The organism is Azoarcus sp. KH32C, from assembly GCF_000349945.1.
Lineage (GTDB): Bacteria > Pseudomonadota > Gammaproteobacteria > Burkholderiales > Rhodocyclaceae > Aromatoleum.
This window is the reverse complement of sequence record NC_020516.1, coordinates 3,726,770-3,740,649: the sequence shown is the minus strand read 5'-3', so window position 1 is coordinate 3,740,649 and position 13,880 is coordinate 3,726,770. Positions and strand designations below refer to the sequence as shown.

Annotated in this window: 14 protein-coding genes; 2 read left to right on the top strand and 12 right to left on the bottom strand. The window is 65.4% G+C overall.

What is annotated here, in order from left to right:
• Positions 1-10 precede the first annotated feature (10 nt).
• From AZKH_RS16610 to AZKH_RS16595, 4 genes are all read right to left on the bottom strand, one after another.
• Positions 11-526 (bottom strand): AmiS/UreI family transporter, encoded by a 516-nt coding sequence (locus AZKH_RS16610; RefSeq protein WP_015436949.1) that lies wholly within the window; start codon positions 524-526, stop codon positions 11-13.
• A 200-nt stretch (positions 527-726) separates the two neighbouring features.
• The gene (locus tag AZKH_RS16605; protein WP_051071691.1) at positions 727-1,257 is read right to left on the bottom strand and encodes an ureidoglycolate lyase; all 531 of its coding nucleotides are present in this window, start codon (positions 1,255-1,257) and stop codon (positions 727-729) included.
• 8 nt (positions 1,258-1,265) lie between these two features.
• Positions 1,266-2,300 carry an allantoicase gene (alc, locus tag AZKH_RS16600; RefSeq protein WP_015436947.1) on the bottom strand — a complete coding sequence of 345 codons (1,035 nt, stop codon included), beginning with the start codon at positions 2,298-2,300 and terminating at the stop codon, positions 1,266-1,268.
• Positions 2,301-2,345: 45 nt separating this feature from the next.
• Positions 2,346-3,698, bottom strand: a complete 1,353-nt coding sequence (locus AZKH_RS16595; RefSeq protein ID WP_015436946.1) for a C4-dicarboxylate transporter DctA — start codon at positions 3,696-3,698, stop codon at positions 2,346-2,348.
• Positions 3,699-3,986: 288 nt separating this feature from the next.
• Here AZKH_RS16595 and AZKH_RS16590 point away from each other — a divergent pair, with 288 nt between their 5' ends.
• Complete coding sequence (locus AZKH_RS16590; RefSeq protein ID WP_015436945.1) at positions 3,987-4,649, top strand: GntR family transcriptional regulator; 663 nt, start codon at positions 3,987-3,989, stop codon at positions 4,647-4,649.
• Between the two features lie 358 nt (positions 4,650-5,007).
• Entirely contained in the window at positions 5,008-6,588 is a 1,581-nt protein-coding gene (locus AZKH_RS16585) for an AarF/ABC1/UbiB kinase family protein (protein WP_015436944.1), read from the top strand.
• On the opposite strand, the gene AZKH_RS16580 is transcribed toward AZKH_RS16585, so the two are convergent.
• The 8 genes from AZKH_RS16580 to AZKH_RS16545 all read right to left on the bottom strand — a co-directional run bounded on the left by AZKH_RS16580 (position 6,563) and on the right by AZKH_RS16545 (position 13,622).
• Positions 6,563-7,297 (bottom strand): amino acid ABC transporter ATP-binding protein, encoded by a 735-nt coding sequence (locus AZKH_RS16580; protein WP_015436943.1) that lies wholly within the window; start codon positions 7,295-7,297, stop codon positions 6,563-6,565. The genes AZKH_RS16585 and AZKH_RS16580 overlap by 26 nt on opposite strands.
• A complete protein-coding gene (locus AZKH_RS16575) occupies positions 7,284-7,937 on the bottom strand; it encodes an amino acid ABC transporter permease (protein ID WP_015436942.1) in 654 nt (217 codons plus the stop codon). The genes AZKH_RS16580 and AZKH_RS16575 overlap by 14 nt, the downstream gene beginning before the upstream one ends.
• Positions 7,937-8,605 (bottom strand): amino acid ABC transporter permease, encoded by a 669-nt coding sequence (locus AZKH_RS16570; protein ID WP_015436941.1) that lies wholly within the window; start codon positions 8,603-8,605, stop codon positions 7,937-7,939. Before AZKH_RS16570 ends, AZKH_RS16575 begins: the two co-directional genes overlap by 1 nt.
• A gap of 24 nt (positions 8,606-8,629) precedes the next feature.
• On the bottom strand, positions 8,630-9,451 hold the full coding sequence (locus AZKH_RS16565; protein ID WP_015436940.1) for a transporter substrate-binding domain-containing protein: 822 nt from the start codon (positions 9,449-9,451) through the stop codon (positions 8,630-8,632).
• 25 nt (positions 9,452-9,476) lie between these two features.
• Complete coding sequence (locus AZKH_RS16560; RefSeq protein ID WP_015436939.1) at positions 9,477-10,154, bottom strand: FadR/GntR family transcriptional regulator; 678 nt, start codon at positions 10,152-10,154, stop codon at positions 9,477-9,479.
• Between the two features lie 399 nt (positions 10,155-10,553).
• Positions 10,554-11,057, bottom strand: coding sequence for an ureidoglycolate lyase (locus AZKH_RS16555; protein ID WP_041656302.1), 504 nt, complete (start codon positions 11,055-11,057; stop codon positions 10,554-10,556).
• 8 nt (positions 11,058-11,065) lie between these two features.
• On the bottom strand, positions 11,066-12,100 hold the full coding sequence (alc, locus tag AZKH_RS16550) for an allantoicase (RefSeq protein ID WP_015436937.1): 1,035 nt from the start codon (positions 12,098-12,100) through the stop codon (positions 11,066-11,068).
• Positions 12,101-12,161: 61 nt separating this feature from the next.
• Entirely contained in the window at positions 12,162-13,622 is a 1,461-nt protein-coding gene (locus tag AZKH_RS16545; protein ID WP_015436936.1) for an NCS1 family nucleobase:cation symporter-1, read from the bottom strand.
• Between the last annotated feature and the right edge of the window lie 258 nt (positions 13,623-13,880).

The following is a 13,880-nucleotide window of genomic DNA, read 5'->3' as shown; positions in this document are numbered from 1 at the left end:
TTGAGCCGGCTCAGCGGATGGTGCCGTTGAGCAGCAGGTAGCCCGGAACCCAGCCGGTGAAGATGCCCTGGACGATCGAGGTCCAGGCGGCGAGGCGCGTGAGCGGTTTCTGCAGCGCGAGCAGCAGGAAGAACAGTAGCCAGAGGCCGCTCCACGCCGCCCAGGAGGTTCCTAGCCAGAGGTCCCAGTTGCTTTTCGCACCGGCCAGCGTTTCGATGGCGACCGGGACGGCGGAAATGGCGACGAAGAGGCTGAACCAGCCGAGTCCGCGGCCGTCTGCGCCGTTGTGGCGGTTGAAGGCGACCCACAGGTAGGTGAAGGAGAAGAGCAGCGAGAAGGCGGCGGCCTTGATCGATGCGGCGTCGGCATCGGCGCCGAAGGCGAGCTTGAGCGAGACGAGCAGGGTGACGCCGCCGGTGAAGAAGTTGATCAGCGGGATCTCGCGGTCGCCGATGCGTCCGAGCATCCACAGGCCGTTGAGGATGAGGACGGCGCCGACGTAGAAGAGGGCAAGGCCGAGGAGCATGGTCGGTTGGGTGTGTTAACAGTGCTGCTAAGCCGCCGGGGCCGCATGGGGTGTCCGCTCTGCGGCTGCGGAACTCGCAGTGCAGCGCGCTTCCGCGCTGTCCGCTCAGACAGTCCTCGCCGCGCCGCGAATACCCCATACGTCCCCGGCTGCGTCGGGAAGGCCTGGAAGGCTCTGTTTATGTCGCGTGGTGCGGGCTTTCAGCGATCCACGTCGATGAGGACCGGGTCGGTGAGCGTCACCTCGTCGCAGTTGTGGCCGTTGCCTGCACGGTCGATGACGACGAAGTCGCACACGGTGTCCAGCGCGAGCAGCGGGTGGTGCCAGACGCCGCGAGCGTAGTTCACGCCCTGATCGCCGCGCGCGATGAATACGCGTAGGTCGTCGGCGGTCGGCGGATGGCCGGCGGGGGCAACGACGACCAGATACGGCCGGCCCGACATCGGCACGAAGGCTTGGCTGCCGAGGGGGTGGCGTTCCATCATCTCGATCGGGAAGGGCAGGGCGCGCGGTTCGCCGCGGAAGATCGACACGATGGCGTGCCCGTCCGGGCCCGGGTCGATTTTCGCGAGGTCGTGGTAGCGCGTCGTGTTGCCGCCGTTGATCGGGAACTGGCGGACCGCGTCGCCGGCCTCGATGACGTCGCCGAAGGGGGCGAAGGCTTCGTGCGTCAGCGGCTCGGCGAGGATGGTCTTCGGCGGAGACACGGTCGCTGCGGAGAGGGCGATCATCGCAGCACTCATTTCTTCACTTTGCCCCACAGGCGCAGGCGCGAGACGCCGCCGTCCGGGATGATGTTGAGGCGCACGTGGGTGACGGGGCCGAGCTTAGCGATCTGTTCGGCGAAGCTGTGGATCGCGTCCATCGAGAGCTTCTGCTCGGGCAGCAGGACGGGCCAGAACATGCTCTGCGTGATGACCGACTGGTCGGTGCCGCCCTCGACGAAGGCGGCCTGGATCGAGCAGCGGTCGGGGTAGTTGCCTTTGAAGTGGGCGGTGTCGACGTCGATCTTCTCGATCGTGCCGGCAGCACCCAGTTGCAGGATGCACCAGTCGCTGCCCGGCTCGCGGCGGCGGCGGGTTTCCCAGCCGTCGCCCATGTTGATGCCGCGCCCCGGCAGGATCAGGTTCGAGGCGGTGCCGAAGTGCGCGTCGTTCCACGCGACGGGGCGGCCGCCGTTTTCGAGTGCGACGAGGTCCACCAGTTCATCGCCGACGTTCTCGAAGACGCCGACCGGCTGGCCGTAGACGCGCAGCCGGGCGATGCCGCCGTCGGGGTAGATGTTGATGCGCAGATGGGTGAAGGGGGCGTCGGAGTTCGCCTGCAGCAGGTGGTGGCTGTTCCCGGAGAGCGAGGTCGAGGGCAGGATCTCGGTCCATTTCGCGTCCTTGAGTGCCGCGACGTCGTCCGAGTTCGAGATCGTCGCCTCGATCGAGACCGCCGGGGCGTAGTTGCCGGTGAAGTGGCTGGTGTCGACGTCGAAGCCGCGGATCGTGCCTTTGCGGCCGAGTTTGACGAAGCACCAGTCGTGGCCGGTGGTGCGCTTGCGGCGGGTTTCCCAGCCGTCCATCCATTTGCCGTTGTCGTCGTACTTGCCGGGGATGAACTGGGCCGGTTCGGGGTTCAACATGCGCGAGACTTCGGCGAAGAAGTCGTCCGAGGCGTAGAGTGCCTTGGCGCCGATCCTCGGGTTGGCGAGATCGACCGAGCGTGTGGCCCACTCGGGCAGGACGGCGGGTTCAGCGATGCGGATGCTGCCGGTGTTGTGACTCATGATGGTTTCCTGTGTTGGGGTCAGGGGATGATGAAATCTTAGTCTTCAAGCATGCGCTTGGGCCGGCACTTGTGCGGCGAGCGGGCCGGCGACGACGGCTTCGGGCAGGGGCTGGGCGGCGATCGCGTTGATGTCGATCGTGACTTCGCCGTTGAGCACCTGGCGGGCACGCTGGCGGTCGATGTCCTTTTCCCAGACGCCGACGACGACGGTGGCGACGCAGTTGCCGATCATGTTGGTCAGTGCGCGGGCCATGCCCATGAACCAGTCGACCGACAGCACGAGCACGAGGCCGATCGCCGGGATCGCGGGGATCGCCGACAGCGTCGCGGCGAGGATCACGATCGCGGAGCCGGGAACGCCGTGGGCGCCCTTTGAGGTCACGAGCGAGATCGCGAGGATCGTCAGCAGGTCGGTCATGGACAGCGGGGTGTTGGTGGCCTGGGCGATGAAGACCGCGGCGAGCGTCAGGTAGATCGAGAAGCCGTCGAGGTTGAAGGAGTAGCCGGTCGGGATCACGAGGCCGACGGTCGAATCCTTGATGCCCATCAGCTCCAGCTTGCGCATCACCTGCGGCAGGACGGCGTCCGACGAGGCGGTGCCGAGCACGACGAGGAGTTCCTCGCGCAGGTAGTTCAGCAGCTTGAAGATGTTGAAGCCTGCGAGGCGCAGGATGGTGCCGAGGATGGCGACGACGAAGATCGTGCAGGTCAGGTAGAACAGCGCGACCAGCATGCCGAGCTGCTTGAGCGAACCGATGCCGTACTTGCCGACGGTGAAGGCGACCGCGCCGAGCACGCCGAGTGGCGCGAGCTTGACGATGAAGCCGATCACCTTGAAGAAGACGTGGGCGAGCGCGTCGATGCCCTGCGTCACCGGCCGTCCCCGCTCGCCCAGCGCCGCGACCGCGCAGCCGAAGAGGATCGCGACGAGCAGCACTTGCAGGATGTCGCCTTTCGCGAAGGCGTCGATGAAGGTCGACGGGATCAGCTTCATCAGGAAGTCGACGGTGCCGTGGACCTGATGGACGCGCTCGGACATGCCGCTGATCTGCGATGCGTCGAGCGTATTCGTGTCCACATTCATGCCGACGCCAGGCTGCAGCACGAAGGCGAGCAGTACGCCGAGCGCGAGCGCGAAGGTCGTGACGACCTCGAAGTACACCAGCGCCTTGACGCCGACGCGCCCGACCTTCTTCAGGTCGCCGGTGCTCGAAATCCCATGGACGACGACGCAGAACACCAGCGGTGCGACGATGACCTTGATCAGCTTGATGAAGCCGTCGCCGAGCGGCTTGAGTTGAGTCGCGAAATCCGGCCACATGAAGCCGACAAGGATGCCAAGGATCAGTGCGATGACGACCTGGCCGAAGAGGGTCTTGTGAAAACGTTTATGCATGGGTTCACCTCGCGAACCTGGATAAAGAAGGCTGTGTCTCGCAGCCGCTTGTTTGCCGCTTCGCTGGGAAAGGTCGTGGCGTTTCCCCGGCTTCGGCCATCCGTTGAGCGGGCACCGGATGAAGGTGTCTGCCCCGAATGCGTTCTCAAATGTGTACTGACATGTTAGTTAGTGTGTCACTTATAAGTCAATAAAAAATTTCTTTATGGACTCGCGTCACATCTCAGCCAACATTCTCCCGGTGTTCGGCCACGTGTAACATCTCGGGAACTGCAGGAGGGCAACAATATGAACATGCCGGACGGCGAAGGTTTGCTGCTTGCGGAGAAGGCCTTCAATGCGCTGAAGGCGATGCTGACCGGCGGGCAGCTGCGTGCGGGACAGTTCGTATCCATGCCCGACCTGGCGCGGATGGTCGATCTGCCGCTCGCGCCCGTGCGCGAGGCGGTCAAGCGCGCGGAGTCCGCGGGGCTGCTCAACGTGCTGCCCAAGCGCGGCGTCGCGGTGATGGAAGCGACGCCGGATCTGATCCGCGAATATTTCGACCTGCGCCTCATCTTCGACCAGGAAGGGGCGCGCCGGCTCGTGCGTGGTGGACACGGCGAGCGCCTGGCCGCGTTGCGCGACGTGCATGTGCGCCTCGTGGAGGCGGCGCGCAACGGGATCACGCCCTCCTTGCAGCGCGAAGCGATGGCAGTGGACTGGTCGCTGCATTCGACGCTGTCGGATGCGCTCGGCAATGCGACCGTGCGCGAGATTTACGCGCAGAACCGCGACCGCATCTCGGTGATGCAGCACTCGCGCCCGCTGCTGCCGGACCGCATCGTGCCGGCAATGGAGGAGCATCTCGCTATCATCGACGGGATCCTCGGCGGCGACGAGCAGGTCGCGGCCGAGGCGGTGCGCCGCCACTTCGCGCAGACGCTACGCTGGTGGGGCATTTTCGGCTGAGAAGTCGGAAGGCCGCGAGGTCGTCCATGGCACCGGTTTGTGCCGCACGACGATCCCGCAGTCTGCCATGCTGCGCACGAGTTTCGGGTCCGTATCGCCGATGACCAGGATGGCGGGGATCTCGACGCCGAGGACGTTTCTTGTCGATGCGATCACGTCCAGCCCCCGTTTTTTCCAGGAGTGTTGTCGAGTCGGTACAACATGAAGAGATGGTGCGTGCGCCGGAAGCCTCAATGCCAATAAGGTTTTGTTGCCAATGCAGCATTCGTCTTGCATGTGGCCCGGAGCACAATGCGGAAAAGCATTCCAAAGCGTGATGTCTCGATGATGAAGGCATCATCGCCGGAAGGGAGGAAACATGAGGGAATTGAGCGATCGCCGGGACCTGGGCGGGAAAGCGGACAGCGATGACATGCCGGACGCGGCGTGGCTGGAAGCGATCGGGCTGTACGCATTGCTGCCGCCCTCGCTGCAACGCTGGCGGCCCCTCGTCGAGGAGGCGGCGCTGTTCTTCCTTGCGGCCTTGCCGCCGGACCGGCTGAACGCGATCCTGCTCGGGCAGCTCGCGCTGGACGTGGATGCGGGACCCGCGCAGCGCCTCGTCACGCTGCTCGCGCAGTGCCCGACGCTGCACAAGCTCGGCCAGGTGCTCGCCCGACAGCCGCGCCTCGATCCGGAACTGTGCCGCCAGCTGCAGTCGCTCGAGTCGATGCCGGCGACGACGTCGCTGGAGGACGTCCTGGCGCAGCTTCGATCGGAACTCGGTGAGTCGCTGGCCGTGGAAGTCGCGTCCGCTGCGCTGGCCGAGGGAAGCGTCGCGATCGTGGTGCCCTTCACTTACGAGGAGGATGGCCGGCCGCGTGATGGCGTCTTCAAGGTGCTGCGGCCGGGGGTGGAGGTGCGCCTCGCGGAGGAGCTGGCGATCCTTCCGGATCTCGCCGATCTCATCGAACGGCGCGCGGGCGAACTCGGCTTGCCGGCCCTCGATTACCGCGACACTTTGGAGAGCATCGGCCGTCTGTTGATGCAGGAAATCCGCCTTGACGAGGAGCAGCGGCATCTCGTCGCGGCGCGGAAGTTCTATGCCGACGAGCGGGACATCCTTATCCCGCGCTTGTTGCCCTGGTGCACGCCGCAGGTGACCGCCATGGAGCGCGTCTTCGGCAGCAAGTTGAACGACGCCGAACTGTCGGCGCGGCAGCGGGAGGAACTCGCGGAGACGGTGGTGCGCGCGCTGCTTGCGAAGCCGTTCTGGACGCGCGCCGATCCCGCGATCTTCCACGGCGACCTGCATGGCGGAAACCTGTTCGTCACCCCCGACGGACGGCTTGCGGTGCTCGACTGGAGCCTCGTCGCGCACGTATCGAAAGCGGACCGCGAAGCGCTGCTCGCGGCAGCTCTGGGCGCATTTGCGCTTGATGCGCCTAAGATCCGTCATGCGATTGCCGCGCTCGGAAGCTGCGGGCCGGACGATCCGGCGCTGATACGCATCGTGGAGGATGCGCTCGACCGGCTCGTGTCCGAAGCTCGCATGCCGGGATTCGACTGGCTGCTCGCGCTCCTCGACGAACTCGCGTTGACGCAGGCAGCCGGCTTTCGTGGGGACCTTGGGCTGTTCCGCAAGAGCTGGCTCGCGCTGTCGGGCGTCGTGCGGGACCTCGCGGGCAATGTGCCGGCCGATCTGCCCTTGATCGACGTTGGCCTGCGGAGATTCCTCGCCGAACTGCCGTCGCGCTGGTTCACGTCGCCGCACACGCGCGACTTCTCGACCCACGTCTCGGCCATGGATCTCCTCGATCTTTGCGTTGCGCCCTGGCTTGCTGCGATGCGATTGGGCGCTCGCGTGCAGGCTCTCGGCCTCCAGCGGCTCGGCGATCGACAGGTTCAGGGCGCGCGCGCTCTTCGGCCCCGTCTCACGCCGGCTGCACCGCGCCGATGAAGTTCGCGAGTTCCGGCGTCTGCGGATCGGCGAATACCGTCTTCGGGTCGCCGCTTTCGTGGATGCGGCCGTGGTGCATGAAGATCAGCTTGTTGCCGACGTCGCGCGCGAAGCGCATCTCGTGCGTGACCATGATCAGCGTCATGCCCTCGGCCGCGAGCTGACGCACGACGGCGAGCACTTCGCTGACGAGCTCGGGGTCGAGCGCCGAGGTGATCTCGTCGCACAGCAGCACCTTGGGCCGCATCGCCAGCGCACGGGCGATCGCAACGCGCTGCTGCTGGCCGCCGGAGAGCTGGTCGGGGTAGCTGTCGAACTTGTCCGAGAGGCCGACCTTTAGCAGCACCTCCTTCGCGATGTCGCGGGCTGCCGCCTTGGTCGTGCCCTTCACGACGGTCGGCGCGAGCATCACGTTCTGGCCGGCGGTGAGATGCGGGAAGAGGTTGAACTGCTGGAACACCATGCCGACCTTCTGGCGCAGCGCGCGCAGGTCGCCCTTGCCGTCGTGCAGTGCGGTGCCGTCGACGACGAGTTCGCCCTTGTCGATGGACTCGAGCCCGTTGATTGTGCGCAGCAGCGTGCTCTTGCCCGAGCCGCTGCGCCCGATCAGCGCTACGACGTCGCCGGGCGCGACTTCGAGGTCGATGCCCTTGAGGACGTGGTTGGTGCCGAAATGCTTATGCAGGCCGGCGATCTTAACGAGCGACATGGAATTTCCTCTCAAGGCTTTTCGCATACAGCGAGAGCGGGTAGCACAGCGCGAAGTAGCCGGCGGCCACGAGCCCGAACACGAGGAAGGGTTCAAAGGTGGCATTGGCGAGCATCGAGCCGGTCTTGGTGAGTTCGGCGAAGCCGATGATCGAGGTCACCGCGGTGCCCTTGACGACCTGCACCGAGAAGCCGACGGTCGGGGCGATCGCGATGCGCAGCGCTTGCGGCAGGATCACGTGGCGCATCTGCTCGGCGTAGCTCATCGCGAGGCTCGCGGAGGCCTCCCACTGGCCCTTCGGCACCGCCTCGACGCAGCCGCGCCAGATTTCGGCGAGGTAGGCGCTGGTGAAGAGCGTCAGACCGGCCGCCGCAGCGAGCCAGGGCGAGACGTCGATGCCGACGAGCGACAGGCCGAAGAACACGACGAAGAGCTGCATCAGCAGCGGCGTCCCCTGGAAGACTTCGATGTAGGCCTTGGTCGCGGTCTGCAGCGCGCGGTGCTGCGAGATCCGTGCGAACAGGATCGCCATGCCGACGATGCCGCCGAGCACGAAGGCGATCAGCGACAGCGCAAGCGTCCATTTGCCGGCGTCGAGCAGGTTGCGAACGATGTCCCAGGTCGAGAACTGGACGAGCATCAGCGGGCCCTCCCGACGACATAGCGCTGGCCGAGCCGCTTCAGCAGCTGGCGGATTAGCAGCGCCATCGCAAAGTACAGCGCGGTCGTGACGAAGTAGGTCTCGAAGGCGCGGAAGTTGCGGGACTGGATGAAGTTCGCGGCGAAGGTCAGCTCCTCCGTGGCTATCTGCGAGCACACGGCCGAACCGAGCATCACGATGATCACCTGGCTTGTCAGAGCCGGCCACACCTTGGCGAGCGCGGGACGCAGCACGACGTGGCGGAAAATCTGCGGACGTGTCATCGCGAGCGATTCGGCGGCTTCGATCTGGCCGCGCGGCGTCGCCTGGATACCGGCGCGAATGATCTCGGTGGAGTAGGCGCCGAGGTTTACGACCATCGCGAGCACGGCCGCCTGCCACTCGCTCATCCTGACGCCGAGCGCGGGCAGGCCGAAGAAGATGAAGAAGAGCTGCACGAGGAAGGGTGTGTTGCGGATCGCCTCAACGTACACGCCGAAGAGCCGGTCGAAGGGGCGCAGCTTCCAGGCGCGACAGACCGCGCCCGTAATGCCGAGCCCGATCCCGAGCACCGCGCCCACCGCAGTGAGCGCCAGCGTGAAGCCGGCGCCCGACAGCAGTAGGCCGGCGTGCTCGAATACCGGCGCGAAGTCGAATCGATAGGCCATGGTGGCTGTCTTGGCGGATTCGACTTACAGGTCCTTCGGCAGCGGCGCGTGCAGCCAGCGCTGGGCGATGTCGTTGAGCGAGCCGTCCTTTTTGGCCTTGGCGATGATCGCGTTGACCTTGGTCGCGAGCGCGGCCTCGCCCTTGGCGACGCCGACGTAGCAGGGCGAGTTCTTGATCAGGAACTTGGAGCCGAGGCGGCGCAGCTTGGTCATGTCGTTGACGGCCGCGGCGACGACGTTGCCGGTCGCGACGAACTGAACCTGGCCGGTGAGGTAGGCCGAGATCGTTGCGTTGTTGTCCTCGAAGCGCTTAATCGTTGCGGTGGCGGGCGCGATCTTAGTCAGTTCCAGATCCTCGACCGAGCCGCGCGTGACGCCGATGGTCTTGCCGGCGAGTTCTTCGGCCTTGGTGAGCTTGACGTCCTCGGGGCCGAACACGCCGTTGAAGAAGGGGGCGTAGGCTTCGGAGAAGTCGATCACTTTCTCGCGGTCGGGGTTCTTGCCGAGGCTGGAGATCACGAGGTCGGCCTTGCCCGTGGTGAGGTAGGGGATGCGGTTGGTGCTGGTCACCGGGATCAGTTCGACTTTCACGCCGAGTTCCTTGGCGATCAAACTCGCCACGTCGATGTCGTAGCCGCGCGGCTTGAGATCGGTGCCGACGCTGCCGAAGGGCGGGAAGTCCTGCGGGACGGCGACGCGCAGGGTGCCGGCTTTCTGGATGTCGGTGAGGACGTCGGCGCGCGCGTGCGACAGTCCCATAGTGCTGGCAACGGCGATGCCGGCGGCGAGGGCGCAGAGGCTGCGGAGGAAGGGGCGGCGGGTGGTGATCGTGTGGGCGGAAGTCATTGGGGATCTCCTGGCAGGGGCGGGGTCAGAGGGCGGGGGAGGTGATACCGGCGCGTCTGGCGGCGGCGGAAAGGTGGGCGCGCATGGCGGCTTCGGCGGCGGGGCTGTCGCCGGCGAAAATGGCGTCGATGATGCGGCGGTGTTCGTCGGCGGGTTCCCAGATGCCTGAGGGGTTGGAGAAGGGCAGGCGCAGGCTGTGGCCGATCTGGTCGCGGAACTGTGCGGCGACGGTGGCGAGGCCGGCGTTGCCGGAGAGTTCGGCGAGGCATAGGTGGAACTGCAGGTCCCAGTCGGACGCCATGACGAGGTCGCAGACTTTGAGGGCTTCTTCCATGCCGCGCTGGATGGCTTCGAGGCGCTCGCGGCCGGCGGCGTCGATGCGGCGGGCGGCGAGTGCGGTCCAGGCCGGCTCCAGTACGGCACGGAATTCGAACAGCGCCTGCGGGGTCATCGAGGCGGTGCCACGCGGGAGCCGGGCGGGGTCGAGTTGTTTGCCGGCGGTGACGAAGACGCCTTTGCTAGGCTGGCTACGGACGAGGCCGAGTGCTTCGAGCGTGGAGATGGCTTCGCGCAGCGAGGCGCGGCTGATGGAGAGTTGTTCGGCGAGTTCGCGCTGCGAGGGCAGGGCGGAGCCGGTGGGGAATTCCCCATCGATGATGCGGCGCTGGAGCGCCTGGGCGGCGACGTTGGCGATGCTCGGCATGTTGGTTCCTGGTTCGTCTGATCTGACTGGTCAGACCGGTCAGGCCATGATCCGCAGGAAACATGCCAGGTAAGATGAGAATCTTCGGAAGGGGCTGCTGACGGAGGTTTCGGCTGATTTCAGGGGACAGGCGAGTCAGCGGCCGGCTCGCTTGCGTGCCTCAAGCGGGTGCATTGGGAGCCCATTGCGAACCAGCTTGGGGCGTGTTGTCGGGCGGGGCGTACGTGCTGCTAACCCGCCGGCGCCGTGCGGGGTATTCGCTCTGCGGCTGCGGAACTCGCGGTGCGGCGCGCTTCCGCGCCTGCGCTCAGACAGTCCTCGCCGCGCCGCGAACACCCCGCACGTCCCCGGCTACTTTGTGTGGCGGATTAGAGGAAGTCGTAATCCGCCATGTTCTTGCTAGAGCTCGATCATGCCGGCCTCCTCGAGCCGCACCTCGTCGCAGTTCGGGCCTTCGCCCGCCCGGTCGATGACCAGGAAGTCCGACACCCCATCGAGTGCGAGCAGCGGGTGATGCCAGACGCCGCGTGCGTAATTGACGCCCTGGTCGCCGCGGGCGAGGAAGACGCGCAGGTCTTCGACTCCCGGTGAGTCGCCTGCTTCTGCGACGACGACGAGGTAATTGCCCCCGGACAACGGCACGAAGGCCTGGCTGCCCAGCGGGTGGCATTCCATCATCTCGACGGTGAAGGGCAGGGGCCGGGGTTGGCCGCGGAAGATCGACACGATGGCGCGGCCGTCGGGGCCGGGGTCGATGTTCGCGAGGTCGTGGTAGCGCTCGGTGTTGCCGCCGTTGATGGTGAATTGGCGCTGCGCACTCGCCGCGGCGATCACGTCGCCGAAGGGGGCGAAGGCTTCGGCGGTGAGCGGTTCGACGGTGAGGCGGGTCATGGTTTCGCTCATTTCTTCACTCATTTTTCCACCCTGCCCCACAGGCGCAGGCGTGAGACGCCGCCGTCCGGGATGATGTTGAGGCGCACGTGGGTGACGGGGCCGAGCTTGGCGATCTGTTCGGTGAAGCTGTGGATCGCGTCCATCGAGAGCTTCTGCTCGGGCAGCAGCACGGGCCAGAACATGCTCTGGGTGATGACCGACTGGTCGGTGCCGCCCTCGACGAAGGCGGCCTGGATCGAGCAGCGGTCGGGGTAGTTGCCTTTGAAGTGGGCGGTGTCGACGTCGATCTTCTCGATCGTGCCGGCCGCACCCAGTTGCAGGATGCACCAGTCGCTGCCCGGTTCGCGGCGGCGGCGGGTTTCCCAGCCGTCGCCCATGTTGATGCCGCGGCCCGGCAGGATCAGGTTCGACGCGGTGCCGAAGTGGGCGTCGTTCCATGCGACGGGGCGGCCGCCGTTTTCGAGCGCGACGAGATCGACGAGCGCGTCGCCGACGTTCTCGAAGACGCCGACCGGTTGGCCGTAGACCCGCAGTCGCGCGATGCCGCCGTCCGGGTAGATGTTTACGCGCAGATGGGTGAAGGCTTCGTCGGAGTTCGCGCGCAAGAGATGGTGGCTGTTCCCGGAGAGCGAGGTCGAGGGCAGGATCTCGACCCACTTCGCGTCCTTCAGCGCGGCGGTGTCGTCACTGTCCGACACGGTCGCCTCGATCGACACGGCCGGGGCGTAGTTGCCGGTGAAGTGGCTGGTGTCGACGTCGAACCCACGGATCGTGCCCTTGCGGCCGAGTTTGACGAAGCACCAGTCGTGGCCGGTGGTGCGCTTGCGGCGGGTCTCCCAGCCGTCCATCCACTTGCCGTTGTCGTCGTACTTGCCGGGGATGAACTGGGCGGGCTCGGGGTTCAACATGCGCGAGACTTCGGCGAAGAAGTCGTCCGAGGCGTAGAGCGCTTTCGCGCCGATCCTCGGGTTGGCGAGATCGACCGAGCGTGTGGCCCACTCGGGCAGGACGGCGGGTTCAGCGATGCGGATGCTGCCGGTGTTGTGACTCATCGGGGACTCTCGTGTTCGTGGGAGGGAAGGGAAAGGGCGGGAGCAGCTCCCGCCCGGTGGATCAGTGCGCCGACTGGGCGGCGAGGGTCGGGGCCAGCTCACCTTCGGACACCGTCTGGCCCTTCATCGCGAAGTGGTAGAACAGCGCGCCGAGTGCGCAGCCGATGAACCAGTTGAAGTCGGCGAGCACCTTCACGCCCGACAGGGTGATCACGACGCCGGCGATCACCGCCGGGGCGAGCGCCCAGATCGCGCGCTTGTTCACGCCGTTGTCATACCAGTACGCGCCGCCCGGCTTGTCGCTGTAGAGGTCGTCGACGACGATTTTCTTGTTGCGCACGAAGTAGAAGTCGACCAGCAGGATGCCGAACAGCGGGCCGATGAAGGCGGCGAGCATGTCGAGCGTGTAGTGGATCACTTCCGGCGAGTTGAACAGGTTCCACGGCGTGATGAAGATCGAGCCGACCGCGGCAATGAAGCCGCCGGTGCGGAAGCTGATGTGCTTCGGTGCGACGTTGGAGAAGTCGAAGGCCGGTGACACGAAGTTGGCGACGATGTTGATGCCGATCGTGGCGGTCACGAAGGTGAAGGCGCCGAGTACCGCGGCCAGCGTGTTGTCGATCTTGCTGACGGTCTCGATCGGGTCGGTGATCATGTGGCCGAACACGGGGATCGTGCCGGAGGTGATGACGACGGTGACGATCGAGAAGGCCAGGAAATTGACCGGCAGGCCCCAGAAGTTGCCGCGCTTCACCTCATCAAAGTGCTTGCCGTAGCGCGAGAAGTCGCCGAAGTTCAGCATCGGGCCGGAGAAGTAGGACACGACCAGCGCGATCGCGGTGATCATCGGGCCGATGACGCCCAGGCCTTCGTACTTCACTTCGCCGAGGTTGAGGCTGATGTTGTCGACGCCCGCCTTCCACACGATCCATCCGGCGAGCAGGAACATCACGAGGTAGACCGCGGGACCGGCCCAGTCGATGAAGCGCTTGATCGCTTCCATGCCATGCCAGAACACGATCGCCTGTAGCACCCACATCGTCATGAAGCCGAGCCAGCCGAGGTAGGACAGGCCGGCGAAGCTGTGGTGCGTGAGGCTTTCAAGTCCGGGGAAGAAGCGCAGCAGCACGATCGTCAGCGCCGACGAGGCGAGGAAGGTCTGGATGCCGTACCACGCGACCGCGATCAGGCCGCGGATGATCGCCGGTACGTTCGCCCCCCAGACGCCGAAGGCCAGGCGGCAGGCGACCGGGTAGGGGATGCCGGCCTGCTGGCTGGGGCGCGCGACCCAGTTGCAGAAGAGATTCACCAGGCAGATGCCGATGATCAGCGATACCAGGACCTGCCAACTGCTCAGGCCGAGTGCGAACAAACTGCCGGCGAAAACGTATCCACCGACGCTGTGAACATCGGACATCCAGAACGCGAAGATGTTGTACCAGTTCCAGTCCTTGTCCTTCAGCGGACCGAGGTCCTCGTTGTACAGGCGGTCGCTGTAACCCGCCGGAAGGTGCTCTGCCATGCTTGTCTCCTCGTCTCCGCGGTCGAGCCGCGGTAGCTGCCTTTTGTGTTGGATCGAGCGGTCCTACGGTCCATGGATGCGGGCGTATAATTTTTTATGCACCCATAAACTGTATCCGTAACGATATAAAAGTGTATCCAATCGACGAAGTCAAGAATATTTTATGGCTTCGCTTCGACTTTTTGTTCGGAGTCCGCGATTTCATTGAGGGAAGGGATGGATACAAAATTGGCGATAAAGTTTTTAAAACGTACACAA

Excerpts from the sequence above, each read along its gene's own strand:
- AZKH_RS16610 (WP_015436949.1), bottom strand. The coding sequence starts at position 526 with ATGCTCCTCGGCCTTGCCCTCTTCTACGTCGGCGCCGTCCTCATCCTC.
- AZKH_RS16605 (WP_051071691.1), bottom strand. The coding sequence starts at position 1,257 with ATGATCGCCCTCTCCGCAGCGACCGTGTCTCCGCCGAAGACCATCCTC.
- alc (WP_015436947.1), bottom strand. The coding sequence starts at position 2,300 with ATGAGTCACAACACCGGCAGCATCCGCATCGCTGAACCCGCCGTCCTG.
- AZKH_RS16595 (WP_015436946.1), bottom strand. The coding sequence starts at position 3,698 with ATGCATAAACGTTTTCACAAGACCCTCTTCGGCCAGGTCGTCATCGCA.
- AZKH_RS16590 (WP_015436945.1), top strand. The coding sequence starts at position 3,987 with ATGAACATGCCGGACGGCGAAGGTTTGCTGCTTGCGGAGAAGGCCTTC.
- AZKH_RS16585 (WP_015436944.1), top strand. The coding sequence starts at position 5,008 with ATGAGGGAATTGAGCGATCGCCGGGACCTGGGCGGGAAAGCGGACAGC.
- AZKH_RS16580 (WP_015436943.1), bottom strand. The coding sequence starts at position 7,297 with ATGTCGCTCGTTAAGATCGCCGGCCTGCATAAGCATTTCGGCACCAAC.
- AZKH_RS16575 (WP_015436942.1), bottom strand. The coding sequence starts at position 7,937 with ATGCTCGTCCAGTTCTCGACCTGGGACATCGTTCGCAACCTGCTCGAC.
- AZKH_RS16570 (WP_015436941.1), bottom strand. The coding sequence starts at position 8,605 with ATGGCCTATCGATTCGACTTCGCGCCGGTATTCGAGCACGCCGGCCTA.
- AZKH_RS16565 (WP_015436940.1), bottom strand. The coding sequence starts at position 9,451 with ATGACTTCCGCCCACACGATCACCACCCGCCGCCCCTTCCTCCGCAGC.
- AZKH_RS16560 (WP_015436939.1), bottom strand. The coding sequence starts at position 10,154 with ATGCCGAGCATCGCCAACGTCGCCGCCCAGGCGCTCCAGCGCCGCATC.
- AZKH_RS16555 (WP_041656302.1), bottom strand. The coding sequence starts at position 11,057 with ATGAGCGAAACCATGACCCGCCTCACCGTCGAACCGCTCACCGCCGAA.
- alc (WP_015436937.1), bottom strand. The coding sequence starts at position 12,100 with ATGAGTCACAACACCGGCAGCATCCGCATCGCTGAACCCGCCGTCCTG.
- AZKH_RS16545 (WP_015436936.1), bottom strand. The coding sequence starts at position 13,622 with ATGGCAGAGCACCTTCCGGCGGGTTACAGCGACCGCCTGTACAACGAG.